We start from the raw sequence: 26,105 nt of genomic DNA, 5'->3' as shown, positions 1-26,105 counted from the left end.
CTTAGTGGCGCCATGCCGGCGCGCGCTTCTCGAGGAACGACGCCACCCCTTCGCGGCCTTCCGCGCCGGCGCGTACACGGGCAATACGCGCGGCTGTTTCTTCGATCAGCGCGTCATCCAGTTCGCGTCCAGCCACGTCCTGCACGAGTTGTTTGCAGGCGCGCACTGCCTGCGGCCCGTTGGCGCAGAGCGTGTCGGTCAGTTGCTGCACGGTCGCGTCCAGCTGGTCGTCGCTCACCGCTTCGCTGACGAGCCCAACACGCAGCGCCGTCGCGCAGTCGAACAGCTCGGCGGTCGTGAAATAGCGGCGCGACGCCTGCTCACCGAGCGCGCGAATCACATAGGGGGCGATGGTCGCGGGAATCAGGCCCAGACGCGCTTCGGAAAGACAGAAGCGCGCCGTGTCCGCCGCCACCACGATGTCGCAGGCGCAGATCAAACCCATGCCGCCCGCGTAGGCGTCGCCATTGACGCGTGCGATCACCGGCTTGTTGCAGCGGTAGATGGCCGACAGCATCGCTGCGAGACGCATGGCGTCGGCACGGTTCTCCTCGTCTGAGTAGCCGGCCATCTTCTTCATCCAGTTCAGGTCCGCGCCCGCGCAAAACGCCTTGCCGCTGGCGGCCAGCACGACGGCGCGCACGTCGTCGCGCTGATTCAGCCCGGCAAATGCCGCCGTCAGTTCGGCGATCATCGTTTCGTTGAATGCGTTGCGCACGTCGGGGCGGTTCAACGTCACCGTCACCACCTGGCCCGCCTGCGTCAGGCTCAATGTTTCGTATTCCATATCGATCGACTCCTTCGCTCAGGGCCTGCCGCGTTACATTCTGAACACGCCGAAACGCGTGTCTTCGATTGGCGCGTTCATCGACGCGGACAGTCCCAGGCCCAGCACATCGCGGGTTTGTGCCGGATCGATCACACCGTCGTCCCACAAGCGCGCGCTAGCATAGTACGGGTGCCCCTGGTGTTCATATTGCTCGCGGATCGGCTGCTTGAACGCCTCTTCCTGCTCGGCCGTCCAAGTCCCGCCCTTGCCTTCGATGCCATCACGCTTGACCGTCGCCAGCACCGACGCCGCCTGCTCGCCGCCCATCACGGAGATGCGCGCGTTCGGCCACATCCACAGAAAGCGCGGCGAATACGCGCGGCCGCACATGCCGTAATTGCCCGCGCCGAACGAGCCGCCGATGATCACCGTGAACTTCGGCACCTTGGCCGTGGCCACCGCGGTCACCATCTTGGCGCCGTTGCGCGCGATACCTTCGTTTTCGTACTTGCGGCCCACCATGAAGCCCGTGATGTTCTGCAGGAAAACGAGCGGAATCTTGCGCTGGCAGCACAGTTCGATAAAGTGCGCGCCCTTTAGCGCGGACTCCGAAAACAGGATGCCGTTGTTGGCGATGATGCCAACCGGATGCCCCCAGATATGCGCGAAGCCCGTCACGAGCGTCGTGCCATAACGCGCCTTGAATTCGTCGAAAGCCGAATCGTCGACGATACGGGCAATCACCTCGCGAATGTCGAACGGCTTGCGCGTGTCGACGGGGATCACGCCATACATGCTCTTCGGGTCGTAGCGCGGCGGCTTCGGCTCCTGCAGCGCCACCGGCACCTGCTTGGTGCGATTCAGATTGCCGACGATGCTGCGAGCAATCCCCAACGCATGCGCGTCGTTCTGCGCCAGATGGTCGACCACCCCGGACAGACGCGTATGCACGTCGCCACCGCCCAGATCTTCCGCGCTGACCACTTCACCGGTCGCGGCCTTGACCAACGGCGGCCCGCCGAGAAAAATCGTCCCCTGGTTCTTTACGATGATCGACTCGTCGCTCATTGCCGGCACATAGGCGCCGCCCGCGGTGCATGAACCCATCACCACGGCAATTTGCGGAATGCCGGCCGCGGACAGGTTCGCCTGGTTGAAGAAGATGCGCCCGAAGTGATCTCGATCGGGGAAAACGTCGTCCTGATTCGGCAGATTGGCGCCGCCGGAATCCACCAGATACACGCATGGCAGATGGTTTTCCGCCGCGATCTCCTGGGCACGCACGTGCTTTTTGACCGTCACCGGATAGTACGTGCCGCCCTTGACCGTGGCGTCGTTGCAGACAATCACGCATTCGTGTCCGGCGATGCGGCCAATGCCCGTGATCACGCCGGCGCCCGGCGCGTCGTCGTGATACATGCCGAACGCGGCCAGTTGCGACAGTTCCAGAAACGGCGTGCCCGGATCGAGCAATTGCGCAATCCGGTCGCGCGGCAGCAACTTGCCGCGTCCTACGTGTTTGTCGCGCGCAGCCTGCCCGCCGCCCAAGGCGAGCTTTTCGACTTTGGCGCGCAGATCGGCAACCAGTGCCTCGAGCGCAGCCGCGTTGTTGCGGAAATCGTCCGAGCGCGGATTCAGCTTTGTTTCAATGATGGGCATTGCCTGGCTCTCCTGTGCACCGCTATTCTATTCACCGCCTTGCGCGGACCGGACCGCTTGAGCGGCCCGGCTCAAGTGTCAAAGCGTTTCCGCAAACAGTTCGCGGCCGATCAGCATGCGGCGGATTTCGCTCGTGCCTGCGCCGATTTCATAAAGCTTCGCATCGCGCCACAGACGGCCCACCGGATATTCGTTGATGTAGCCATTGCCGCCGAGAATCTGGATCGCTTCGCCGGCCATCCACGTGGCCTTTTCAGCGGTGTAGAGGATCACGCCCGCGCAGTCCTTGCGCATCTGGCGCACGTGCTCCGAGCCCAGCGTGTCGAGCTGACGGCCCACCGCGTACAGATACGCGCGGCACGCCTGCAGCGTGGTGTACAGATCGGCCACCTTGCCTTGAATGAGCTGAAATTCGCCGATCGACTGACCGAACTGCTTGCGGTCGTGAATGTAGGGAACCACCGAGTCCATCACCGCGACCATGATGCCGGTCGGGCCGCCTGCCAGCACCGCGCGCTCGTAATCGAGCCCGCTCATCAGCACCTTCACGCCGCCGTTCAACTGACCAAGGATGTTTTCTTCCGGCACTTCGACGTTCTCGAACACCAGTTCGCCCGTGTGCGAGCCGCGCATGCCGAGCTTGTCGAGCTTCTGCGCGACCGAAAAGCCCTTCATGCCTCTTTCGACGATAAACGCGGTCATGCCGCGCGGGCCCGCTTCAATATCCGTTTTGGCGTAGACCACCAGCGTGTCGCAATCCGGGCCATTGGTGATCCACATCTTGGTGCCGTTCAGCACATAGTGGTCGCCCTTCTTGTCCGCCCGCAGTTTCATGCTGACCACGTCCGAACCGGCGTTCGGCTCGCTCATGGCGAGTGCGCCCACGTGTTCGCCGGACACCAGTCTGGGCAGATACTTCCGCTTTTGCGCCTCGGTACCGTTGCGGTGAATCTGGTTCACACACAGGTTGGAATGCGCGCCGTATGAAAGGCCGACCGAAGCCGAGGCGCGCGAGATCTCTTCCATCGCGACCATGTGCGCCGTATAGCCCATGTTGGCGCCGCCATATTCCTCCGACACCGTCATCCCGAGCACGCCCAGGTCGCCGAACTTCTTCCACAGGTCCATGGGGAACTGATCCGTGCGATCGATTTCTGCGGCGCGCGGCGCGATTTCCTTCGCTGCAAAACCCGCGAGGCTGTCGCGCAGCATTTCGATCTCTTCACCAAGCGGGAATTGCAAACCGGGCAGGTTACTCATTGCAGTGTCTCCAGGAATTCGTAGGCGTTCGCATGCGCGGCTTCACGGCGCGCGCTCGCACAAGGCGAATTTCACGCTAGATTTACGTATACGTCAATAGGTATTTTTGAGTGATACTCAGATACTCCTTTGACGGACTGAAGCCCCGTATCAGCGTGCTAAACTCGGTGAAGCCGGGTTCCCCGTACCTTGAAACTTGAACTGGACTCAGATGATGGCTGCACCCAGGGCCGGAACCGCGCCTGAAGCGCCGGTATCGCGTCGCCAGCCGGCCGGACGCAAATCGCAGCAGCGCGTGAAGGAGATCCTTCAGGCTGGACGCGATGTGTTCTCCGAGAAGGGCTACGAGCGCGCCACCACGGCTGAGATCGCGCAGCGCCTCGGCATCTCCGAGGCCACCGTTTTCAGCTATTTCCGCGGCAAGCGGGAGTTGTGCGCGCGGGTGATCGGCGACTGGTACGACGAAATCATCGAGGCGATTGAAACCGGCCTGCCGCGCGACGGCAGCGTGCGCCAACAATTTGCTTTCATTGTGCGGATGCACCTGCGCCTGATGCTGGTGAACGGCACTGATCTGTGCGCGTTGGTGCTGTCGGAGGGCCGTGCGCGGCATCACGAACTCGGCGAAGCGCTGACGGATATGCAACGGCGCTATACGGCGCCGCTCATGCGCGTGCTCGCGCGTGGCCAGGAAACCGGCCAGGTGCGCGCGGATATGCCGCTGCGGCTGCTGCGATCCATGGTGTTCGGGCCGATGGAGCACGTCTTGTGGGACGCCACGCTCGCCAACCGCCGCACGGATATCGAAGCTACCGCGGGCAGCCTGATCGATGTGCTGTGGGCCGCCCTGCAGCCGCCGGATGCGGCGCTGGCCGCGCTGGTGCAGTTCAGGCACGAGGTGGGCGAAGCAAGCCGGCGCCTGGAAGCGGCCGAGGCGGCGCAGCAGCCGGCGCCCATCGAAGTGACGCCGGTCGCGCGCCGCGGCAAGAAGGTCGATAAGGGCGGCGGTGCTTGACGCTTGATGCGGGGCGCGCGGCAAGCGCGTGGCGTTATACCGATGCCGCACCCACGTAGTTTTCCACCAGCGCCGTCGCAGCGGCACGGGAAGTCGTGACGTGGTCCAGTTCCGCGATTTGCAACTGCTGTTCGAACGGGGACGCATCGTCGAGCCGGTGCAGCATGCGGGTCATCCAGTACGAAAAATGCTCGGCACGCCAGATGCGCTTGAGGGCCGTGGCGCTATAACTATCGAGCAGATCCCTGCGGTTTTCTTCGTAGAATGCGCGCAGGGCGGCGGTTAGCACGCGCACGTCGGCGACCGCGAGGTTCAGGCCTTTGGCGCCCGTCGGCGGCACGATATGGGCCGCATCGCCCGCCAGAAACAGCCGCCCGTGCTGCATGGTGGTCGAGACAAAACTGCGCATGCCGACTATGTTCTTCTGGAAGATCTTGCCGTCCACCACCTTCTGACCGTCGGCGGAATCGACCCGTGCGTGCAGTTCGGCCCAGATGCGGTCGTCGGACCAGTTGTTCACCGAGTCCTTCGGGTCGCACTGGAAATACATTCGCTGCACGTTCGCGGAACGCGTGCTGACGAGCGCAAAGCCGCGCTCATGGCGCGCATAGATCAGTTCGTCCGCAGAGGGCGGGCCTTCGCACAGGATGCCGAACCAGCCGAATGGATAGACCCGTTCGTAATCCTTACGTAATGGCGCCGGAATCGACGCACGCGACACGCCTTGCGAGCCGTCGCAACCCATTACGAAATCGCACTGCAATTCGCAAGCCTCGCCCTCGTGCGTAAAGCGGATTGAAGGCGTCGCGGTATCGATGCCGTGAATCGACGTGTCGGACACGCCAAACAGCAAGGCGCCACCCACTTCCATGCGTGCGGCCACCAGGTCTTTAATGACCTCGTGCTGCGCGTAGACGGTGATCGAGTGACCCGTCAGCCCGGTCAGATCGATGCGTCGACGCTTGCCTTCATAAGCGAGCTCGAAGCCATGGTGGAGCGCGCCCTCCGCCTTCATGCGCGTGCCGACGCCCGCTTCGCGCAGCAGATCCGTCGTGCCTTGTTCGAGCACGCCCGCGCGGATGGTGGATTCGATTTGCCCACGGGCGCGCGATTCGAGCACAACTGAGTCGATGCCGCGCAGATGAAGCAGATGAGAAAGAAGCAGGCCTGCCGGCCCGGCACCGATGATGCCAACTTGAGTGCGCATGAATGTCTCCTGATAGCGGCGATTGATTTGTTGCATCAGTGTGCCGATCACCGACCGTATCGCGCAACGCGATATGGCGGATAACAACTATCTGCTTTAGAGATAAAAGCATTAGCGTTTGGGCATCAGGAAACCGCTTTCGCCCGCGCAGTGTCTGGAAAGGGTGGCTGGGTTAAGCTATGCGCTCGCTGAGCGACACGCGGAATCCGCTGCGAACCGCCAGCGTGGCATTGCGCTTGCTGTCCCAATGCGCAAGCTTGAGCCCCGCCACGCACACCCGAACAACAAGGAAAACCGCATATGGCAACGCGTACGAAACCGCGCATCCGGGTGGGTATTGGAGGCTGGACTTATGCCCCATGGCGCGGCGTCTTTTATCCGGAAGACCTGACGCAAAAGCGCGAGCTGGAGTACGCCAGCCGCCACCTGTCGACTATAGAAATTAATGGGACGTTCTACGGCTTGCAAAAGCCTGAGAGCTACACGAAGTGGCACGACGAGACGCCCGACGATTTCGCATTTGCGCTCAAAGCGCCGCGCTATGCAACGAACCGGCGCGTGCTGGCCGAAGCCGGCGACAGTATCGAACGCTTCTTCGCCAGCGGCCTCGCGAATCTGAAGCACAAGCTCGGCCCGATCAACTGGCAGTTCGCCACCACCAAGCAATTTGACCCAGAGGACTTCGAAGCATTCTTGACCTTGCTGCCAAAAACGCTCGACGGACTTACCCTCAGGCATGCCGTCGAAGTCCGGCATGAAAGTTTCCGCAACGAAGCCTTTGTCACGCTGGCGAAAAAATACGGTGTAGCGATCGTGCTGGCTGGCGATAGCGACTATCCGCAGATAGCCAACCTCACCGCGCCGTTTGTGTATGCGCGCATCATGGGGACAACCGAAAAGCAGGGCGAAGGATATTCAAAGAAGGCACTCGATGCGTGGGCCGAACGAGCGCGCCAGCTTGCCGCTGGTATCGTTCCTGAGGATCTCGAACCAGTTGAAACCAAACCGGTCGCAAAAAGCGGGCACGATGTTTATCTCTACGTGATCAGTGGCTTCAAGGAGCGCAATCCGGCCGCGGCGAAAGCGCTCATTGCGCGGCTATGAGAGGTTGAGGTTGAGCAACTCTTGTCACGACATGATCGGCGGATGATAGGTCAGCGTTCCCGCCAACGCCCAGAGCATAAAAATGATGTCCGGTTGCAGAGTAAATCCATAGAAGCGGTGCGAAGCTTCGTGGCACTCGGACAGGGCGTCACCATTCTCTCGGACCTGGTCTACCGCCCGTGGTCCCTTGAAGGAAACAGAATTAGCCGTCGCGACCTAAGCATCGCGGTGCCGACGATGGATGTCGGAGCGGTTTGGCAACGAAAGGGGGCGATGTCCGCTCCGTCCAGAACGTTGCTCGACCTCTTTCGGTCCTGGAAGAAGCGTGCCAATCAGGCATGCCTGGCGTTGCCCAGCTGATTGTGTGATTGCCGGTCGTACCGAAGGCTCATCACTAACGCGGCACGAGGTTTAGCGCTGCAGCGCGGCTCTATCCACGGGTTGTTCCACCACATCAGGCAGTCTTTTGCGCGGAAAGCCGATGGCGATAATGAGGATCGCGAGCACCGCGCCCAACAGTTCGGCGGGCACATAGAGCCACACGGCCCGAACGCTCAGGTGGACGGGCCCATGGGCGATGATCGAGGCCACAGTAATCGCAGGGTTAGCGTAAGAACCGGATGGTGTCGCGATAATCGCAGCGAACAGCCAGGCACCCACGGCAAAGGGTCCGGTACTGGCCAGGCCGCTTCGCGTGCAACCGAACACAATCGTCATCAACCCCGCGGACGCAATGAATTCGCTTGCAACAAGAGCCACTGTTGGCGTGGCCATCGCTTGCTCAACAGACGGCGTTGGAAACAGCATGTTTGCGATCGCGGCGCCAAGTGCGGCTCCAATCAGCTGACCCACGACGTAGGCAATCGTGCACTTGCCATTTCGCTCCCGGGAAATCCACTGCAGCAGCGTGATCAGCGGATTGAAATGGCCGCCCGAGACCTTGCCAAGCGCCAGGATCAGGCCCACCAGTGCGCCGCTCGTGACTAACGCGCTAAGCAGCAAAGCAAACCCGTGGTTGCCCGGTTCCACCTGCGTTACCGCCAGGCCTGCACCTGCGGCCACGGTGGTGAGCAGCAACGTGCCGATACATTCAATCGCCGCTCGCCTTGTCAGTTCGAGTTGCGGATCGGCCTCGACAAAGCAGGTCGGAACGAGATGCGCAAGTGGCGAACTCATGAACCGTGCGGTGCCGTTGCACCGGGATCAGAATCATGGAAGCGAGACTCCACCTCATCCATCTTGAGGGCCAACTCGCTGGGCACCAGAATGCCTTTCTGGAAGAGTATGTTGGCGAAGGCGACAATCCAGCGCTGGTAGTAACTCAGGCTGTTGACCATTTCGGCGCCCAACGCCTCCACACCCCGCCGCTTCTCTTCCGTATTGATGATCTTGTGATAATCAAGCACGTCGGCCAAGGCATGGCAGCGTTTCTCCCAAGGTTCAAGCGGGTGTTCTACTTGCTGGATAGGCGCAGCCGGAAGACCGCCGATGTCGTTGGGAAGGCGTTTTACCTGCTGCTCTGTGCCAGTCATGATGCCTCCTTCTCAGCGGGCCCTTTCACCGTAATGACACCGATCATCGCATCGCGCGTGACCAGCGCGGCGAGTTCATCCTCCGACAGCGCTTCCGTGCCCGGTGGACGACGTGGCAAGACGAGGTATCGGACCATGGCCGTCGAGTCGCTCACACGCACTTCGACGTCGTCCGGTATCACCGTACCAAACTCGGCGAGTACCGCTCTCGGTTCCAATACCGTGCGGGCTCGATAGGGCTTGAGCTTGTACCAGTCCGGGGGCAGGCCCAGCAACGCACGTGGATAGCACGAGCAGAGCGTGCACACGATGACGTTATGGATTTTCTCGGTGTTCTCCAGCACGATCAGCTGAGTGTCGTCATAGAAACTGACCCCGAGCTCCTCACACGATTGGCGGCCATTCTCCAGCAGGCGCGCTTTGAAGGCAGGATCAACCCACGCTCTCGCGACTACCTTGGCGCCAAGGGCCGGTGTGCGGGAATCGAGCACTTCTATCTGCCGTCTGACCTCACCGGGGCCAAGCAATTTCTTCTCGACCAGCAATTCGCGTACTGCAATCTCCATGATTTCGTAGTACGACGGATGCCCTTCCTGCTGGACGGGCGCGTGAGAATGATCGTGATCGTGATCGTCGCCGTGTGCCGGAACTTCGCTGCTCATGGTTTCTCCCTTTGGAGCCACGTTTCGAACACTTCGATGTGCAGAGCATCGCCGGGTGAATCTTTATAGTTTTCCCAAAGACGTGTCATCGGAAACGAGACGCGGTAATAGTGCAGCTTGATTCCGGCGTTCCGGCCAAAGCTTTCGTCTTCGTTGTCGATACCCGGTGGTTCGATGACCGCTTCCACGACACCCGTCTTGCCCCGCAGATAGGTCGGCACGCGGTAATGCCCAACCGGCGTTCGTTCAGCAACACGGACGACATCGCCGACGCGAAAAATGGGCACCTCTCGCTCTGCGAACACCACTTTTGCCGGGTTTTCTGTTGATTCGTGCCTCATTGCACTGCTCCCATTCTTGGAAGAAGCAATCGTTGGCGGCGCTATCTATGGCCTTGGGAAGGCCTCAAGCGTCGGTGATAAAGCCAGTTGTGCACTGCCTAAATGGTCACCAGGTGAGTCACAGTAATAACTGTAAACATCTGACCCTTCCGGCAGGGGCTAATGTCTTAGCCATTACCTAAAACGGGGTCGGTTTTCTAGCAGACTAGCAAGCACGCCAGTGCGCGTCAATCTGGTTTTCGCTTCACGGTTTGGCAAGCGGGTTTCGCAGCGCTCCGGATGCGGTCACAGCCTCCAGCGCGCAATAAAAAAGAGCGAAGCCCACCAAGGCTTCGCTCTCGAACCATCCCAGCAAATGCGCTAAAGCGCTTTCAGGTCATCAACCGCAGGCGGGCGCGGCCTTCTTGCAGGCATCGGCCAGTTGCGGCGGGGGGTCCTTCTTGAATACCGTTTTATACGATTCGAGCACGTTCGACTGCACGACAGGCAGCGATTGCACGCCGATCCATGCCGGCGGCGTCTGCCCAATCAACGCCTTCATCATCGCCATGGCTTCGGCCACGCCTTGATCGTAGGGGCGCTGCGAACCGGTTGCCTTGAGCGGGCCGCCCTTGGCAATTTCAATGGCGGATTCGAGACCGAGGTCGACCGTCGTCATAGGCGTATTGAGTCCTTGTGCGCGCATTGACGTCAGCGTGTCGAGCGCCGGCTGGTCCCATACGGCAAACACGCCCTTGACGTCCGGATTCGCCGTGAGGAAGTCACCCGCAATCTGTCCGACTTTCGACGGGTCCGTGAACGCGACCTGCTTGACCTTGATGTCGGGGCGATTCTTCTTCATCCAGTCGTTGACGGCCTTGGTGCGCTCCGTCGTGCTGAAATAATCCACACCGAAGTTCACCAGACCTACCGTCCCGCCCTTCGGCACGCACGATGCGAGCACCTTCGCCGCGATCTGGCCATTGCCTTCGCTATCCGCCGAGACCATTGCCGCGTACTCCTCAGGATGCTTGAGGCCGGTCGGCACGTTGTCCATGAACACGAGCTTGATACCGGCCTGCGAGACTTTCTTGTAGGTCGCAGCCGTTGCCGTGCCGTCGACGGGGATCGAGATGATGCCGTTCGGATGGCGCTGAATCGTGTTTTCGATGTCGGCGATCTGCTTGTCGACCTGATACTCGGCCGACGCCGTGCCGATCACTTCCACGCCGTATTTCTTCAGCGTGTCCGTGATGCCCTGCACCTGCAGTTGCGACCAGTCGAGGTTCATGGTCTGCATCGAAATGCCGACCTTGAAGTTGCCGGCCTTGACCTTCGCGGCTTCGGCATCCATCAGCTTGACGGCATCGACCGATGCGGCCTTTTCGCCATTCGGCCCCTGACCGACGATACCCTTCGGTCCAATCGAGTTCACCGGCAGGCTCTCGTGCATGCCTGCGCGAGAGCCTGCGAACAGCATAGCGCGAGCGCCGTTGTTGCCAGAACACTGGCCAGTCTCGCTCCAGATCCACGACGATAGTTCATGGTTTTCCTCCGTTGGTCGTGTTGTACTGCGTCTCCTGCGATTCTTTTGGACTACCCTTCACGGCCCGACACGCAACGTTGCATCCATGGCGAACCAATTGACTCTGAGTGCTAACTATCCTATTTGCGGGTGAACGCGACTGCCGCGACAATGATGACGCCCTTGATTACGAGTTGCAGCGACGAACTCACGCCGAGCAGCACCAGCCCGTTATTCAGCGTGCCGATGATGAGACTGCCGAGCAGCGTGCCAAGAATGAAGCCGCGTCCGCCGAACAGACTGCAGCCGCCCAGCGTGACGGAAGCAATCACGTCGAGTTCCATGCCCTGCACCACGTCGGGGCGCGCGGCATGCGAACGCGCGGCGAGTACCAGCGCGGCGAGCCCGGCCAACGCGCCCGTCAGGACGAAAGCGAGCGTCGTCACGCGGCGAATGTTGATGCCTGAATAAAGCGCGGCCGTCGGATTGCCCCCTGCCGCATAAATCTGCCGGCCGAACACGCTGTAGTGCAGCAGCAGAATGCCGCCGATCACGGCGAGCAGCGTCCATAAGATCGGCACCGGCACGCCGGCGATATCGCCTTCACCGAAGATCGCGATGAACCTGTCGTTGGTGATGATCTCGGGGCGCGTCGTAGTGACCATCAATGCCAGACCGCGCGCTGCACTCAGGCTTCCGAGCGTGACGAGAAACGACGGAATGGACAGGCGCGTCGTGACGAAGCCGTTGATTGCGCCGACGATCGCGCCGGTGCCAATGCCTGCGATCGCGCCGAGAATCCAGTTGTCGCTGATGTGCGACATCGCCAGCGCCGCCGACATCCCCGACAAGGCCAGCACCGATCCCACCGAAAGATCGATCTGCCGCGCAATGATCACGAACGTCATGCCGATTGCGATGATCGACACCAGCGCCGTCTGCCGCCCAATATTCAGGAAGTTATCGACGGACAGAAACCATGGCGACGCAAAGCTGAACACCACCAACAGAATCGCAAACGCGATATACAGCATGTACGGGCGATCGCCCTGCAGCAGAAGCTGCGCGATGCGCCACGCGCGTCCGTGCCGCTGGGCGGCCTGTTGCTCGGCGGACATCGGCGAAACAGACTCGTTCATGTTGCAAGCTCTTCGGTAAAGCGGGGAAGTTGAATGAGATGGTGCAGTTCTTCCGCATGGCGAATCTGCCCGCGCTCGTAGGTTCGTTCAATCGAGCCGTCCACCACGATGGAAATTCGGTCGCACAGCCGCAACAGTTCGTCCAGATCCGACGACACCACCACCACGCCAGTGCCCGCGCGCGCCGCGTCGTGCACCACACCATAGATTTCTTCGCGCGCGCCGACATCGACGCCGACTGTCGGCTCGTCGAGCAGCAACACCTTCGGGCGCGGATAGTTCCATTTGGCAAACACGACCTTCTGCTGGTTGCCGCCGGAGAGAAACTTCGCCTGGGTCGACGCATCGGGCGCCTTCACGGCCAGTTGCTTCATCGCCGTGCGCGCCTGAAGTGCAGCCGCTTTCGCAAGCAGCCAGCCCCCGCGCGAAAACTGCGCAAGGCGCGGCAAGGTCAGATTGCGTTCGATCGAATGGTCGAGCACGAGCCCTTGCAGATGCCGGTCCTCCGGCACCAGCGCAACGCCGCGCCGGATCGCGTCAGCGGGGCTGCGCGCGGCGAGAGGCTCGCCGTCGAGTTCGATCGTGCCGGTGTGAATCGGTAGCAGACCGAAGATTGTCTGCAGGATTTCCGTGCGGCCACTTCCGATCAGCCCGGCAAGACCATGCACCTCGCCCTTGCGCACGGCGAAATCCACGCGCGAGAGACGCGCGTTGCTCACGTTCGAGAGCGTCAGCACCGGCGCGCCATGATCGACCGGCGGCGCGATCTGCGCTGCCGCGCCTGTGTCCGCGGATGGTTGTGGTTGGGTCGCCACGCCCCGCGTGGTTTCCTGCCTCGCCTGCATGGCCGCATGCCGCGGGCCGACGATGGCTGCGACCAGTTGCTTCATGTCGGTCTCGGCGGTGGCGAAATGGCCCGCGTTGGCGCCGTCGCGGAACACCGTCACGCGCTGGGAAATGCGAAACACCTCGTTGAGCCGGTGCGTGACGTAGATCACGCCGACACCGCGCTCCGTCACCGTGCGAATCGCGTCGAACAGAATCTGTTCTTCGCCGCCCGTGAGCGCGGAGGTGGGTTCGTCGAGAATCAGCACACGGACATCGCCCATCAGCGCCTTGCAGATTTCCGTCATCTGACGATAGGCAAACGGCAGCGAATCGACCGGCACGCGTGGATCGAGCGGAATATGGTGTTCGCGCAGAAAGGCGCTGACCTGCGCCATCAGCTCGCGCTGCCTGACGAAGCCCAGCCGCGTGCGCGGCTCGCGCCCGAGCATCAGATTGGCGCCCACCGACAGCGATTCGACCAGACTCAGGTCCTGATAGACGACGGCGACGCCTGCTTCGCGCGACTTCGCCGGCGATTCGAACGCGACCTTCTGGCCGGCAATTTCGATCGAGCCTTCGTCGTACGCGTGGACGCCGCTCAGTATCTTGATGAGGGTGGATTTGCCCGCGCCATTTTCGCCGAGCAGTGCATGCACTTCACCCGGCAAAACCTCCAGATTGACGCCGCGCAGCGCCTGCACGCCACCAAATTTCTTGGTGACGCCCGTGACGCGGATCAATGGCACTTGAGGCGATGAAGCGGCCGCGACCGCAACCGGCTCACTCATCCTGATGTCTCCTTCGTCCGTATGACGAATTCTTATGCTTCGCGATCGGGCCGCGAGGTGTGTTGTGATCTTCGCATCAGCCAAATGATGCGTCAATAACATTTAGCCCTATCTGATCGGTAAACGGCGAGAGAATCACAACAAGAATCGCGCAGTTTGTGATGATCCTATCGTTTACGTATCAGCCATCACGCGGCAACACCGTCAGAGCGCCAGTTCATCCGCCCTGGAAAGAAACATCTGCAGGACTGCAGACGTATTCGACCGGCTGTAGCCGATCACCAGATCGACCGTCGGCGCTTCGCCTTCGAGCGGGCGGCTCACCACCGACCACGGCAGCAGGTTGTTGGCGTACTCCGGCAACAGGGCGAGCCCGCGCGTGGAGGCCACCAGCGACATCGCCATGGCGAGATTGTCCACGCCGTGTTCGGGCGTGACCTCGATCGCGTTGTCGCGCAGATAGCGCAAGATCACCTGATTGAGCACCGTCGCCTTGTTCGTCGCCATGATGAACGGCTCGCCCGCGAAATCTTCCGGGCGGATCGTGCTCCGGGCGGTCAGCCGGTGATCGCTTGGCATCAGCACAATGAGCTTTTCCCGACTCACCACCCGGTAGTCCAGATCGAACCCCGGTTCGGCGCGCAGAAACGCGAGGTCGAGCTTGCCGCGCGCCACAGCATCGGCCAGGTCCGGTGAGTAGTGGCTCGACACCGTCACGTCGATCTTCGGCAATTCCTCGCGCAACACCTGCATCGCACGCGGCAGCCAGGTCATTTCCTGCCCCGTCAGAAACCCGAGCGCGAAGACCGGCTTGGAGGGTTGCGACGCACGCCGCGCCGCCTCGGTGGCGGCGTCGACCTGGGACAGCGCGAGTCGCGCGTGGTCGAGAAATGCCTTGCCCGCCGCCGTCAGTTCAACCCCGCGTGCGCTGCGACTGAACAGTTCGGCGCCGACCTCCTCTTCCAGGTCGCGAATCTGGCGGCTCAGCGACGGCTGGGAGGTAAACAGCCGGCGTTCGGCCGCCACCGTGAGACTGCCGGTCTCGGCGACCACGATGAAGTACCGCAAATGGCGAAGTTCCATAGACCCTCTTTGACGACCCATGCCTCACAGGCATGCCAGCCAGCCTACAAAGTCTTTTAATTTTGTGCAAGCCCCCACTAGATTACCCATCAGGCGGCGACGCAACGGCAATCCGATCAAGACAATCAACCCGCTCCGATTCCGCTCCATGCCTGACATCTATATCGCTGAGGAACTGAAATGAACATGTCGGTCGTTTTGCCCAGCGGCGAATACGCAACTGCCAGCCAGCCGGGCATGAGCCTTCTCAACGGCAAAACCGCGCTGGTAACGGGCGCCTCACGCGGAATTGGCCGCGCCGCTGCGCTGGCTCTCGCTCAGGCGGGTGCCCAGGTGCTGGTTCACTACTGCCGCGAAGACCAGGCCGCCAGCGAAGTGGTTGCGCTGATTCGCGCCGACGGCGGGCATGCCGACAAGATTGGCGCGGACCTGCGCACGCCGGAAGGTCCGCACCGGCTGGCCAGGCGGGTGCGCGTCGTGATCGGCGCGCGTCTGGACGTGCTGGTGGCGAGCGCCGGGATCGCGAAGGACGCGAGCCTCGAAGACACCACCGTCGACGATTTCGACGAACTGTTCGCCCTGAACGTGCGTGCGCCCTACTTTCTGGTTCAGCAACTCATGCCGGCGATGTGTACAGGCAGCAGCGTCGTGCTGGTTTCATCGCTGGCCGCGCATGCCTCGGTGGGTTCGCTTTCGGCCTACGCAGCAAGCAAGGGCGCGGTCGATACGCTCGTCAGGCATTTCGCACTTACGCTCGGTAGCCGCGGTGTGCGCGTGAATGCGATTGCACCGGGCGTGGCGGCAAACAGCGTGTCGGCGCTCGCGACCACGAAGAATAGCCGCGAGGCCACGCTCGAGAGGCAGACATTGAAACGTAGTGCGCAGTTCGAGGACATTGGCAGCAGCGTGGTTTTTCTGGCTTCGGATGCCGCGCGCTGGATCACGGGCGAAACCTTATGCGTCGACGGAGGCCCGAAAAAATTTAACCACTATTCCATCCAGTAACGCCGTATCGCAGGTCCAACCTCATTTCAATTTAATTCGTCATCCATATTAATCGAGATCATGAAAAACTTATTCACTCCCAAGCAGGTCGGTGCCTATTCCCTCTCCCATCGTGTCGTTCTGGCGCCGATGACCCGTTTGCGCACCATTCAGCCGAACGACATCCCCAGCCCGATGATGGCGGATTTCTACGGCCAGCGCGCCTCGGAAGGCGGCCTCGAAATCATCGAAGGTGTCAGCATCTCGATCACGGCCCGTTCGTATCTGGGCGCCGCGAGCTTCTATCACGACGGCCAGACGGAAGGCTGGAAGGCCATCGCCAACGCGGTTCATGCCAAGGGCGGCCGCGTCTTCATGCAACTCATTCACGGCGGCCGGCAAAGCCACGTGGAAATGACGGGCGGCGTTGCGCCGCTGGCGCCCTCGGTCGTCCCGTTCGATGGCGTAGCACTCACCAAGGACGGTTTCGTTCCGGCGTCACCGCATCGTGCATTGGCGATCGAAGAAATCCCCGGCATCATCGAAGATTTCCGGCTGGCCGCTCAACGGGCACTCGACGCAGGCTTCGACGGTGTCGAACTGCATGGCGCAAACGGCTACCTCGTGGACCAGTTTATTCAGGACGGTACCAACAAGCGCACGGACGCCTACGGCGGCCCGCTTGAAAACCGTGTGCGATTCCTGCGGGAAGCGGTCGAAGCGCTGATCTCGGTGTTCGGTGCAGAACGGGTTGGCGTGCGGATCTCGCCGTCCGGCGAGTGGGGCGGCATCTCCGACAGCAATCCGGAAGCCACCTTCAGTTACGTGGCAAAAGTGCTCGACGGATACGGCCTCGCGTATCTGCATGTGATCGAACCGCGAATCAAGGGCGACGAAACACTGCACGAAGGACACGCTGCGGTCGCGGTGAAGTATCTGCGGCCACATTTCACGGGTCCGATTATCGCCGCAGGTGGTTTCGACGGCGCGAGCGCTGAAGCGATCGTTGCATCGGGCGATGCCGACCTCGTAGCGTTTGGGCGCCACTTCTCGTCGAATCCGGACCTGCCGTACCGCCTGAAGCACGCTTTGCCGCTCACGCCTTACGTCCGTGCGGCCTTCTGGGGCGGCGACGAAACGCATTACACGGACTTCCCCGCTTACGAAGCCCTTGCGACAGCGTAACCCTGCACTAGACTCAATACGCTCAACGCGGTGCCCCTTCATCATCCATCTAGATGTCCCGATCACGAGGTTCACATGTCACGCACGATTCAGTTTGCAAAAGCCGGCGGTCCCGAAGTACTCGAATTCGTCGAACAGCAAGTTCGCGCGCCCGGTCCCAATGAAGTTCGCATTAACGTGAAGGCAATCGGTATCAACCGCGCCGAAGCCATGTGGCGCACCGACATCTATATCGAACCGGTCAAATTCCCCGCCGGTCTCGGCTACGAAGCGGCAGGCGTCGTCGATGCCGTCGGCTCAGGTGTCAACGGTATTGCAGTGGGCGACGACGTCAGCATCATCCCGTCGTTTTCGATGAACCAATACGCTACGTACGGCGAGGTCATCATTGCGCCGGACTACGCGGTCGTGAAGCATCCAAAGACGCTCTCGTATGCGGAGGCTGCCTCGGTATGGATGATGTTCGTGACGGCCTACGGCGCGCTCATCGAAGACGCCAAGGTCACCCAGGGCGATTTCGTCATCATTCCGGCTGCCTCCAGCAGCGTGGGCCTCGCGGCGATCCAGCTCGCCAACTATGCGGGCGCGACGACGATTGCGCTCACGCGCACCTCGGAAAAGCGCGCCCAGTTGCTCGAAGCCGGCGCGGCGCACGTGATCGCCACGGAAGAATCCGACCTGGTGCAGGAAGTGATGCGTATCACCGGCGGCAACGGGGCGCGCGTCGCGTTCGACCCGGTTGGCGGTCCCACCTTCGCCAAACTGGTGGGCGCCCTGTCGTTCGGTGGCATCGCGTTCATCTACGGCGCGCTCAGCACCGAGGTCACGCCGCTGCCCATTCTTGACATGATTGCCAAGGTCATCACGGTCAAGGCGCACAACATCTGGCTGACGAGCGGCGACGAAACCCGCCGCAAGGCTGCGGTCGAATTTGTCCTTAAAGGCCTGGAAAGCGGCGCACTCAAACCGGTTATCGATCGTACCTTCAGGTTCGACGACTTCGTGGAAGTGCACCGTTATCTGGAGAAAAACGGCCAGTTCGGCAAGATCGTCGTCACCGTGTGACCGGCACAGGCGCAACCGCGCCCCATGTCCCGCAGGGTTCGATTGTTGGCAGAACCCAAACGGAGTTTTCAGCGAACGCGTATTTATCCGCTGTAAGGCAGTCGATATCATGCCCTCGAGGGTGTCGTAAAGGGCACCCACACTCCATGCCCCGTTGTGTCGCTTGCCGCCACGACGGGCGTTGGCGTCTCTTCGCTGCGCGGCAGCGGGCGCCGAAGCGAATGGCAGCACATCGTTACAGGCCGCCCTGTCCGCAAGGACGGCGCCAAATAAAGGATTCGACGTGAACGGAACAGGAACCGGGTCAGACTTCGCGGTGACGCACAAGCGAACCGCGACGCGCAATCGACAACTGAAGGTCGATGCCACCGAGCGCCACGACGCCACCGAACCAGCCTTCCCGTCGAGCGGCGCCGCGTTGCCCCGGTCCGCCATGACGCCCGCGCGGCTTGCCGATCCATGGGCGGTCGTGATTGCCGGGCTCAAGGACGGCGCGGGGCCCCTGTCGAGCGCGGTCAATGCGGGCGCAGCGCGGGTCGACAAGACCGCGCAGGATGTCACCGAAGAGCCACGCCAGCCCGCCTCCCGCTCCGGGCGCGAGTGTAGCAACCGCGCCCGGCGCGGCGCAGCGGCCGATCGTGCCCGCGCGCCCGCGGCCCTCGCGGAGAGCGCCGTCGTGACCTTCGTCGAACGTTTCAGCCCCAAATCCGTGTCGATTACATGGCGGGACTCCACCGCCGCCAACTATTGCGAGCAGCTCTGGATTCGCCGGATCGCCCGCTCGCAAGGGGTGTGCGCGCTGACTGGGAACAGTATCGTGCGCGGCGACGCCGTTTATGGACCGGCCGGCCGCACTGCGGCCCGTCCGGCCAATGCCGCGCAAATGGTGCTGGCCGAAGCGATCGAATACCTCGAAGGCCCGGCATGATATAGCGGATCGGCCCACCGGCTGATCCGCCGCCACTCTTTTGGTCCATTGCGGTCCTCTTTCTGCCCGAGCTCAGCTCCGACCTACGCGCATATCCAGTCGCGACAACAAGACCTCTGCCTGCGATCCCAGCAGATCGCGAGGGCTTTGTTGCGCTCGTCTTCTTCGATGTGGACGATCCCGCAAGCCCATCGAGCCATGCGTATCAGCGCATGCTTTCATTTTCCCGACACCCGGCTCTACCTCACGCATTGGACGATGCAGTCCTAACGATCGGGCACGTCATCGTCAAAGCATGCTCCTGAAGCATGGCCACCCACCTACAAAGTCTTTTTCCTTTTGCCCTTGCGCCATTAAATTGGCTTTCATGTCAGCGACGCAAACCGACAACACGCCACGCGTCGCAGCTTTGATTCGCAAGCGCCCGGCGTGCACGCGCACCCCGCAGGCATAGCAGCCTTCAACCTTAAAGGAATTGATCATGACTGATCTGCACGGCAAGACCGCCCTCGTGACCGGCGCTTCCCGCGGCATTGGGCGCGCCAGCGCGCTCGCCCTCGCCAAACAGGGCGCCGAGGTGCTGGTTCACTACAGCAGTGGAGAGAAGGAAGCCGATGCGGTGGTCGCGGAAATCCGCGCGGCGGGCGGCAAGGCCCAAAAAGTCGGCGCAGACCTGCGTGCAGCCGATGGTCCGCAAAAGCTCGCAAAACAAGTACGCGAATTTGTCGGCGAACGTCTGGATGTGCTGGTCGCCAACGCCGGCATCTCCAAGGCAGCGCGCATTGAAGACACCACGGTCGAGGACTTCGACGACCTGTTCGCCGTGAATGTGCGAGCGCCCTACTTTCTCGTGCAGCAGTTGCTGCCGGTGCTGGGAGAAGGCAGTAGCGTCGTGCTGCTTTCCTCGCTCGCGGCTCATTCGGCAGTGGGTGCCTTGTCGGCCTACGCGGCAACCAAAGGCGCCGTCGATACGCTGGTCCGGCATTTCGCTGTAGCGCTCGGCGAGCGCGGCATTCGCGTCAATGCCGTCGCGCCCGGCGTGGTCGCGACCGACATGTCGAACTTCACAAAAACCGATGCGGGCCGCGACATCACGCTTGGCATGCAGGCGCTCAGCGCATCGCGCAACCCGACGACATCGCCGGTGCGGTCGCCTTCCTCGCCTCCGATCACGCACGCTGGGTGACGGGCGACACCTTGCACGTCGACGGCGGCTCGAAACTCTGATCGAACCAGTGAAAACCTGAAGCGCGGGTCGAGGCTCGGCCGCCGGCCGCGGCATTGCTCCTGCGCAAAATCTTCAAAGGCCCCATCATGGTGACAGGCGCGGACGAACGCGCATGTCTCGACTTCATGCCGTTTGCCGCCTGAGCGGCCGCGGCCCGCCATACCGGCTTCGCCTCGCACTTGCGTGTGCATACGGCGATCAACTCAAGGAGTGTTTCGATGTCAAGCAACCCCAATCCCGCCGCCAAAACTGTCAAGGTGCCCGGTCCGGACCATCCGATCACCATCGAGCCGAATCCGGCGCATATCGTGGTCAAGCTGGCCGGCAAGGTGATCGCCGATACCCGCGAAGCGGTGACGCTGCGCGAGGCCGCCTACCCAGCCGTCCTGTACATCCCGCGTAAGGACGTGGACATGAGCCTGCTGGAGCGCACCACGCATGCTACCTACTGCCCCTACAAGGGCGATTGCTCGTATTACTCGATTCCGGCTGGCGGCGAGCGCTCGGTGAACGCGGTCTGGACGTATGAAAACCCGTATGCGGCAGTCGAACCCATCAAGGCTTACCTCGCCTTCTACCCTGACCGGGTCGACGCGATCGAAGTGCAAGCCTGAGCGCCGCAGCGCAATGAAGTGCAGCGCGAGCGGCCACATCGGCTGACCGCTCGCGCAAAACCGGGCCAGTAACAACATCCATTGCCCAGTCTGTCGTACTGAACATAGGCGCGCAAGCCCGGAGGCAGATCAAGCGGAGAATACCTCCACCATCTGCGCGTTGAAGCCGTTCACCACATCATGCTCGCCCGGCCCCGGATTGCCCCGGAACAGCTTCGCGCCTTCGACCAGTACCTCATCCGATCCGCTTGCGAGGACGTCGATGGTTTCCTCGATATACGCGTCCAGCGGCATCGCCTGTTCGGCCTCGCGGCTGTTCATCAGGTCGGTGCGCACCCACGGCGGTGCGATTTCGAGCACACGCACCGTGGTATCGCGCAGCATGAAGCGTTGTGACATGACGTACGAATGCAGCGCGGCCTTGGTCGACGAATACACCGACGTCAAGGCCATGCGCTGTGTCCGGCTGCATGACGCCCGCGTTGTTGATCAGCACGTTGAGGGCCGGATGGTCCTTGATCAACTGGGCCGCGACCCGTTCGATACTTCCGGCGTCGGTAATATCCAGCTCGATTGCCGCCATGCCGGGGTTCGCCGCCACCACCTCGTCGACATGGCTGCGCCGGCGTCCGCCGATGATGACCTTGTTGCCCCGCTGATGCAGCGCTTCGGCCAGTCCACGGCCAATGCCCGAGCCGCCGCCAGTGATAAAGATCGTGTTTCCGCTGAGTTTCATGATGGAGTCCTTAAAAAAATTGCAAGGGTTGTGCAGGTGGATTCGTGCAGCGCTTAAGCGGGAAACCGGTCACCGAACATCGGCAGTCCACTGACGGATTCCGCCTGGGTGGCTTCGTCCTGCAATACGTCCCAGTGTTCGGCGAGCTTGCCGTCTTCAAAGCGGACCACGTCTGCTGCGATCCACGCGGCCGGCCTGCCGCTACCCGAGAAACGCCCGTGTGCGATCACATAATCGCCTTCGGCCACGATCAGCTGATTCTCGTAACGCAACGTGTCAGGTAGCGTGCGGATCAGGGCAAACAGCCCTTCACGTCCCGGCGCGATATGCGCGCTATGTTGAATGTAGCGGTCCGACCAGAAGCGTTCGGCAGCGGCATAGTCGCGCTTGTTGAAAAGCGTATCGAACGCTTCGAGAACAAGGGCCCTGTTCTGTTTAGGGGTGGTTTTGCTCATGTCGGTCTCGATCAAAGTGAGTGAATCGAATCGCGGCCCGGCGGAAGTCTGAGATTGGCGAGGCTCATGGACGGAGCGTGTCGTTGTCGTTTCACTTCCCTTCTGGCGGCGTGGTGAAGAGAAAGATAACGGCGGAATGCCGACGGCGGTAGCCATCGGTTTTCGCTATCTTTTATGTATGGGATGCATAGATGGCGCAACTGACGGCGGCGCCTGGTCGCCTACCCGCGTCGAGCATCTGGCAGTGCGAAAAGAATCGTCAGACGCGAAATGAGCCAGCGCGTTCTTCGCGCCTGAAATCAGCCGTGAGGTATTCGACGACCGCGCGTCCCGCAGCGCGGGTGGCCCGGCCCATGGGAAAGAATGCGTGCACCGGAATGTCGGCGGTTTGCCATTCGACCAGCAGCCTGACGAGCGAGCCATCGGCAAGCTCGCGGCGGCAGGCCCATTCGCTGGTGGAAGTGATACCGATCCCTGCGATCGCCGCAGCCACCGCGCCCTCGTTCTCGTTGGTTGAAAAATGCGCTTCGAGCTCGACCGTCACGTCCTCGTCCCCGCGTGAAAATTTCCAGCCCGCCGGGACCACCGACGCCGGTCCGCCAACGATGCGGTGCTGTTTCAGCTCATCGGGCGTGGCCGGCGCACCGTGACGTTCGATGTACTCAGGCGCCGCGATGATGACCCGCTGAATGTGCGTCATCAGCCTTGCGGTGGCGCTCGAATCGACGAGATTTCCGAGCCGGATGGCGACATCCACCGCGTCTCTAACCAGATCCTGCGGACGATCGCCCAGCAGCATCTGCAGCCGCAATTCCGGATGACGCGCAAGAAACGGCGCGACACGCGGGATCACTTCGCGGATCGCCACGCTGCTCGGCATGCTCATGCGCAACATGCCACGCAGTTCGCTGCCTTCGCGCACGCTCTGACCGGCGTCCTCGAGCGCCGTGAGGATTGGGTCGAGACGCGACAAAAACTCGGCGCCTGCATCGGTCAATACGACTGCTCGCGTGGTACGCGTCAGCAAACGCGCCCCCAGGTCGCTTTCGAGGTCGGCGATGATGCGCGATACCTGCGATTGCGACAGCCCGAATTCGCGCGCTGCAGCCGAGAAGCTACCGAGCCGCGCGACGCGGGTGTACAGCTTGAGGGAGAGGATATCCTTCACGGTGCCCGATAACTGGTTTGAGGCGGGATGCCGAAGCAAGGCTATACGATTGATGCGTGATGCGCAAATATATGCCGGGCGAACCGCCATCGCGCAGCAGCCGGATTGCATCGAGGCGGCACGCCCGCTTTGAACGCATCAGCGAAACCGCAGAGCTGCCAACCCGCAAAAAATCACTTGCCGGAATGATTGGCAACCGCTACCGTTACGCCGTTCTACACGCTGTCGCGGGAGAGACTGTCACGCAGCAATGCGTTGACGGCGCCGACGGAGCAACCGCCCCGGAAACTCTCAGGCACAAGGACCGCCCAGCGGGAACATCTGGAGAGCGGCGCTTTACGCGCCCACCGAAGGGGATTTTCGCCCGCCCGGCAACGGGATGCGCGCGAAAAGAAACTCTCAGGTACATGGACAGATGGGGCATGGAAGCCGGAAACGGCCGTGCTCACTTACTCTGGACCATGACATGTCAAGCATCGCCATCATTGGCGCCGGCATTACCGGCGTCACGACCGCTTACGCCCTCGCGCAACGCGGCTTCAACGTTACCGTGTTCGAACGCCACCGCTATGCCGCGATGGAAACCTCCTTCGCCAACGGCGGCCAGTTGTCGGTTAGCAATGCCGAGGTGTGGAACCGCACGGCAACCGTCGTCAAAGGCCTGCGCTGGATGCTGACCCGCGACGCACCGCTGCTGCTCAATCCGCTGCCGAGCTGGCACAAGTATTCGTGGATGGGCGAATTTTTGCGGCAGATTCCGCATTACCGTGCGAACACCATCGAAACCGTGCGACTGGCGATTGCCGCGCGCGAGCATCTGTTTTCGATTGCGGCGCGCGAGCAGATCGATTTCGACCTCGAACGGCGCGGCATTCTGCACGTCTACAAGACCGGCAAGGAATTCGACGCGGCGGCTAAAGTCAACGCGCTGCTCAACGAAGGCGGACTCGAACGCAACCCGGTGAGCGTGGCGGATATTCGCCAGATCGAACCGGCACTCGACGGTGCCTTCCATGGTGGCTTCTTCACCCCGTCCGATTCGACCGGCGACATCCACAAGTTCACACGTGGCCTCGCGCAGGCATGCGAGCGTCTTGGCGTCGAATTCCGTTACGACACGGAGATCACGTCGATCACGCCCGGCCGCGCAGGCAGCTTCAGCATCGACGCGAGGCAAGCGGGCGAGCCGTTTCAGCAGACGTTTGCGCAGGTCGTGGTCTGTGCCGGCGTGCAGAGCCGCGAATTCGCGTCGATGCTCGGCGACCGCGTCAATATCTACCCTGTCAAAGGCTATTCCATCACGGTTTGTCTCGACGACGCCGCGAGCCAACACGGCGCACCGTGGGTCAGTCTGCTCGACGACAGCGCGAAGATCGTCACGAGCCGCCTCGGCAGCGACCGCTTCCGCGTGGCCGGCACCGCTGAAATCAACGGCTTCAATCGCGACATTCGCGCTGAGCGTATTGCGCCGCTGACTGAATGGACTCGCCGACATTTTCCGCAGGTCAATACGTCGCGCGTGATCCCATGGGCCGGCTTACGGCCGATGCTGCCGAGCATGTTGCCGAAAGTGGGTAAAGGCCGCCTGCCCGGTGTGTTCTATAACACCGGACATGGGCATCTTGGCTGGACGCTTTCGGCGGCGACCGCCGCAGGCGTAGCCGATGTGATCGCGGCGACGCGCGTATCGCGAACCTGATCGTCAGCTCCGCGAAGCATTCTTCGCGGGCTGACGCGGGCCGCAAGGCCGCTAAATCCACCCAACCCACCCAACCCGCTAACGCGCTTCAGCGACCTTGCGTTGCCGCCATAGGCAAAGCAGGTCGCAGGCTATGTGTGCGGCGGCAATCGCGGTGATTTCGCTCTGATCGTACGCGGGCGCCACTTCCACGACATCCGCGCCGATCAGGTTCACGCCACTGAGACCACGCACGATAGCCAACCCCTGCGCCGACGACAACCCGCCGGCAACCGGCGTACCCGTGCCCGGTGCAAAGGCCGGATCGAGACAATCGATATCGAAGGTCAGATACGCGGGACGTTCCCCGACAATCGACATGATCCGCTCCACCGCCGCACGCGTGCCATGTTCGTGCACCCACGCCGCGTCGAGGATGTTGATACCCATGAAGTCGTCGTTCCACGTACGGATGCCGACCTGCACCGAGGTCTTCGGATCGATCAGGCCGTCTTTCACCGCCTTGTAGAACATCGAGCCGTGATTCAGGCTGTCCGGACTGTCGTCGGCCCAGGTGTCGCAGTGGGCGTCGAAGTGAATCAGCGACAACGGCTTGCCATACTTCTCCGCATGCGCAATCAGCAACGGGTAGGTGATGTAGTGATCGCCGCCTAGCGTCAACATCTTTGCATCCGAACGCAGAATGGTGCGGGCATGCTCGACGATCGCTGGTTTGATCGTCAACGGATTGTGCGCATCAAACCAGCAGTCACCATAATCCGTCACGGCGAGATCGTCGAATGGGTTGAAGCCCCACGGATAGGGATGTAATTCGGACAACTGCACGCTCGCCGCCCGCACCGCGGCAGGACCGAGACGCGCGCCGGAACGGAAGGTCGTGGCCAGATCGAGCGGCACACCGGAAACGACCACATCGGCCCCTGCCAGTTCGCGTGTGTACTTGCGCCGCATGAACGACAGCACACCCGCGTAAGTGTTCTCGATCGACGAGCCGTAGAGAGACGGGCGGCGGATTGCACCGTCGCCATAGAGCAGTTCAGTCATGGGACGACCTGATAAAACACGCCGGCAACACGCGCGATTTTCCTGAAGTTGTGCGCGTGTCGCCCGGCTTCGGATTCATTGGGAACGCGACGGTGCGAGTCCTGCCCC

The 26,105-nt window shown here is 61.8% G+C and carries 23 protein-coding genes, 3 pseudogenes and 1 riboswitch; of the genes and pseudogenes, 10 read left to right on the top strand and 16 right to left on the bottom strand.

Annotated features, from left to right (window positions below; genetic code table 11):
* Position 1: 1 nt before the first annotated feature.
* From P3T43_RS17840 to P3T43_RS17830, 3 genes are all read right to left on the bottom strand, one after another.
* Positions 2 to 787, bottom strand: coding sequence for an enoyl-CoA hydratase/isomerase family protein (locus tag P3T43_RS17840; RefSeq protein WP_429282362.1), 786 nt, complete (start codon positions 785 to 787; stop codon positions 2 to 4).
* Positions 788 to 820: 33 nt separating this feature from the next.
* Complete coding sequence (locus tag P3T43_RS17835) at positions 821 to 2,428, bottom strand: carboxyl transferase domain-containing protein (RefSeq protein ID WP_429282361.1); 1,608 nt, start codon at positions 2,426 to 2,428, stop codon at positions 821 to 823.
* A 78-nt stretch (positions 2,429 to 2,506) separates the two neighbouring features.
* Complete coding sequence (locus P3T43_RS17830) at positions 2,507 to 3,688, bottom strand: isovaleryl-CoA dehydrogenase (RefSeq protein WP_429282360.1); 1,182 nt, start codon at positions 3,686 to 3,688, stop codon at positions 2,507 to 2,509.
* Positions 3,689 to 3,899: 211 nt separating this feature from the next.
* Between P3T43_RS17830 and P3T43_RS17825 the strand changes: the two genes are divergently transcribed.
* A complete protein-coding gene (locus P3T43_RS17825; protein ID WP_429282359.1) occupies positions 3,900 to 4,703 on the top strand; it encodes a TetR/AcrR family transcriptional regulator in 804 nt (267 codons plus the stop codon).
* A gap of 34 nt (positions 4,704 to 4,737) precedes the next feature.
* Here P3T43_RS17825 and P3T43_RS17820 read toward each other — a convergent pair whose 3' ends face one another.
* Positions 4,738 to 5,910 (bottom strand): 4-hydroxybenzoate 3-monooxygenase, encoded by a 1,173-nt coding sequence (locus P3T43_RS17820; protein WP_429282358.1) that lies wholly within the window; start codon positions 5,908 to 5,910, stop codon positions 4,738 to 4,740.
* Positions 5,911 to 6,210: 300 nt separating this feature from the next.
* Here P3T43_RS17820 and P3T43_RS17815 point away from each other — a divergent pair, with 300 nt between their 5' ends.
* Positions 6,211 to 7,014, top strand: coding sequence for a DUF72 domain-containing protein (locus P3T43_RS17815; protein ID WP_429282357.1), 804 nt, complete (start codon positions 6,211 to 6,213; stop codon positions 7,012 to 7,014).
* A gap of 84 nt (positions 7,015 to 7,098) precedes the next feature.
* Positions 7,099 to 7,374: pseudogene (locus tag P3T43_RS17810) on the top strand (LysR substrate-binding domain-containing protein); the annotation flags it as partial.
* A 51-nt stretch (positions 7,375 to 7,425) separates the two neighbouring features.
* Here the strand turns inward: P3T43_RS17810 and P3T43_RS17805 are convergent.
* The 8 genes from P3T43_RS17805 to P3T43_RS17770 form a co-directional block, all read right to left on the bottom strand.
* Complete coding sequence (locus P3T43_RS17805) at positions 7,426 to 8,190, bottom strand: aquaporin (protein WP_429282356.1); 765 nt, start codon at positions 8,188 to 8,190, stop codon at positions 7,426 to 7,428.
* Complete coding sequence (locus P3T43_RS17800; RefSeq protein WP_429282355.1) at positions 8,187 to 8,546, bottom strand: hypothetical protein; 360 nt, start codon at positions 8,544 to 8,546, stop codon at positions 8,187 to 8,189. The genes P3T43_RS17805 and P3T43_RS17800 overlap by 4 nt, the downstream gene beginning before the upstream one ends.
* Positions 8,543 to 9,208 carry a nitrile hydratase subunit alpha gene (locus P3T43_RS17795; protein ID WP_429282354.1) on the bottom strand — a complete coding sequence of 222 codons (666 nt, stop codon included), beginning with the start codon at positions 9,206 to 9,208 and terminating at the stop codon, positions 8,543 to 8,545. Before P3T43_RS17795 ends, P3T43_RS17800 begins: the two co-directional genes overlap by 4 nt.
* Positions 9,205 to 9,549, bottom strand: coding sequence for an SH3-like domain-containing protein (locus tag P3T43_RS17790; protein ID WP_429282353.1), 345 nt, complete (start codon positions 9,547 to 9,549; stop codon positions 9,205 to 9,207). Before P3T43_RS17790 ends, P3T43_RS17795 begins: the two co-directional genes overlap by 4 nt.
* A 379-nt stretch (positions 9,550 to 9,928) precedes the next feature.
* Positions 9,929 to 11,008 carry a substrate-binding domain-containing protein gene (locus P3T43_RS17785; RefSeq protein WP_429282352.1) on the bottom strand — a complete coding sequence of 360 codons (1,080 nt, stop codon included), beginning with the start codon at positions 11,006 to 11,008 and terminating at the stop codon, positions 9,929 to 9,931.
* Positions 11,009 to 11,193: 185 nt separating this feature from the next.
* Positions 11,194 to 12,192, bottom strand: a complete 999-nt coding sequence (locus P3T43_RS17780; RefSeq protein ID WP_429282351.1) for an ABC transporter permease — start codon at positions 12,190 to 12,192, stop codon at positions 11,194 to 11,196.
* Positions 12,189 to 13,808, bottom strand: a complete 1,620-nt coding sequence (locus P3T43_RS17775) for a sugar ABC transporter ATP-binding protein (RefSeq protein WP_429282350.1) — start codon at positions 13,806 to 13,808, stop codon at positions 12,189 to 12,191. The genes P3T43_RS17780 and P3T43_RS17775 overlap by 4 nt, the downstream gene beginning before the upstream one ends.
* 204 nt (positions 13,809 to 14,012) lie before the next feature.
* Complete coding sequence (locus P3T43_RS17770; protein ID WP_429282349.1) at positions 14,013 to 14,891, bottom strand: LysR substrate-binding domain-containing protein; 879 nt, start codon at positions 14,889 to 14,891, stop codon at positions 14,013 to 14,015.
* Positions 14,892 to 15,128: 237 nt separating this feature from the next.
* Here P3T43_RS17770 and P3T43_RS17765 point away from each other — a divergent pair, with 237 nt between their 5' ends.
* The 6 genes and pseudogenes from P3T43_RS17765 (at position 15,129) to P3T43_RS17740 (ending at position 20,895) form a co-directional block, all read left to right on the top strand.
* The gene (locus P3T43_RS17765; protein ID WP_429282502.1) at positions 15,129 to 15,896 is read left to right on the top strand and encodes an SDR family NAD(P)-dependent oxidoreductase; all 768 of its coding nucleotides are present in this window, start codon (positions 15,129 to 15,131) and stop codon (positions 15,894 to 15,896) included.
* A gap of 60 nt (positions 15,897 to 15,956) precedes the next feature.
* The gene (locus P3T43_RS17760) at positions 15,957 to 17,060 is read left to right on the top strand and encodes an alkene reductase (RefSeq protein ID WP_429282348.1); all 1,104 of its coding nucleotides are present in this window, start codon (positions 15,957 to 15,959) and stop codon (positions 17,058 to 17,060) included.
* Between the two features lie 75 nt (positions 17,061 to 17,135).
* Entirely contained in the window at positions 17,136 to 18,125 is a 990-nt protein-coding gene (locus P3T43_RS17755) for a zinc-dependent alcohol dehydrogenase family protein (protein WP_429282347.1), read from the top strand.
* A gap of 283 nt (positions 18,126 to 18,408) precedes the next feature.
* Positions 18,409 to 19,053 (top strand): DUF3331 domain-containing protein, encoded by a 645-nt coding sequence (locus P3T43_RS17750; RefSeq protein ID WP_429282346.1) that lies wholly within the window; start codon positions 18,409 to 18,411, stop codon positions 19,051 to 19,053.
* Between the two features lie 481 nt (positions 19,054 to 19,534).
* A pseudogene (locus tag P3T43_RS17745) lies at positions 19,535 to 20,280 on the top strand (SDR family NAD(P)-dependent oxidoreductase).
* A 219-nt stretch (positions 20,281 to 20,499) separates the two neighbouring features.
* Positions 20,500 to 20,895, top strand: coding sequence for a DUF427 domain-containing protein (locus P3T43_RS17740; RefSeq protein ID WP_429282345.1), 396 nt, complete (start codon positions 20,500 to 20,502; stop codon positions 20,893 to 20,895).
* 129 nt (positions 20,896 to 21,024) lie between these two features.
* Here the strand turns inward: P3T43_RS17740 and P3T43_RS17735 are convergent.
* From P3T43_RS17735 to P3T43_RS17725, 3 genes and pseudogenes are all read right to left on the bottom strand, one after another.
* Positions 21,025 to 21,631: pseudogene (locus P3T43_RS17735) on the bottom strand (SDR family NAD(P)-dependent oxidoreductase).
* Positions 21,632 to 21,684: 53 nt separating this feature from the next.
* The gene (locus tag P3T43_RS17730; protein ID WP_429282344.1) at positions 21,685 to 22,242 is read right to left on the bottom strand and encodes a nuclear transport factor 2 family protein; all 558 of its coding nucleotides are present in this window, start codon (positions 22,240 to 22,242) and stop codon (positions 21,685 to 21,687) included.
* 103 nt (positions 22,243 to 22,345) lie between these two features.
* Entirely contained in the window at positions 22,346 to 23,254 is a 909-nt protein-coding gene (locus P3T43_RS17725) for a LysR family transcriptional regulator (RefSeq protein WP_429282343.1), read from the bottom strand.
* Positions 23,255 to 23,565: 311 nt separating this feature from the next.
* Positions 23,566 to 23,679: riboswitch (glycine riboswitch) on the top strand.
* Between the two features lie 41 nt (positions 23,680 to 23,720).
* On the opposite strand from P3T43_RS17725, the gene P3T43_RS17720 reads away from it, so the two are divergent.
* On the top strand, positions 23,721 to 24,953 hold the full coding sequence (locus P3T43_RS17720) for a D-amino acid dehydrogenase (RefSeq protein WP_429282342.1): 1,233 nt from the start codon (positions 23,721 to 23,723) through the stop codon (positions 24,951 to 24,953).
* A gap of 78 nt (positions 24,954 to 25,031) precedes the next feature.
* Here P3T43_RS17720 and speB read toward each other — a convergent pair whose 3' ends face one another.
* Positions 25,032 to 25,997: an agmatinase gene (gene speB, locus P3T43_RS17715; protein ID WP_429282341.1), complete on the bottom strand. Its 966-nt coding sequence runs from the start codon at positions 25,995 to 25,997 to the stop codon at positions 25,032 to 25,034.
* Between the last annotated feature and the right edge of the window lie 108 nt (positions 25,998 to 26,105).

Source organism: Paraburkholderia sp. GAS41, from assembly GCF_050436545.1.
GTDB lineage: Bacteria > Pseudomonadota > Gammaproteobacteria > Burkholderiales > Burkholderiaceae > Paraburkholderia.
The sequence above is the reverse complement of the archived record's forward strand: the minus strand, read 5'-3'. Positions and strand labels throughout refer to the sequence as shown.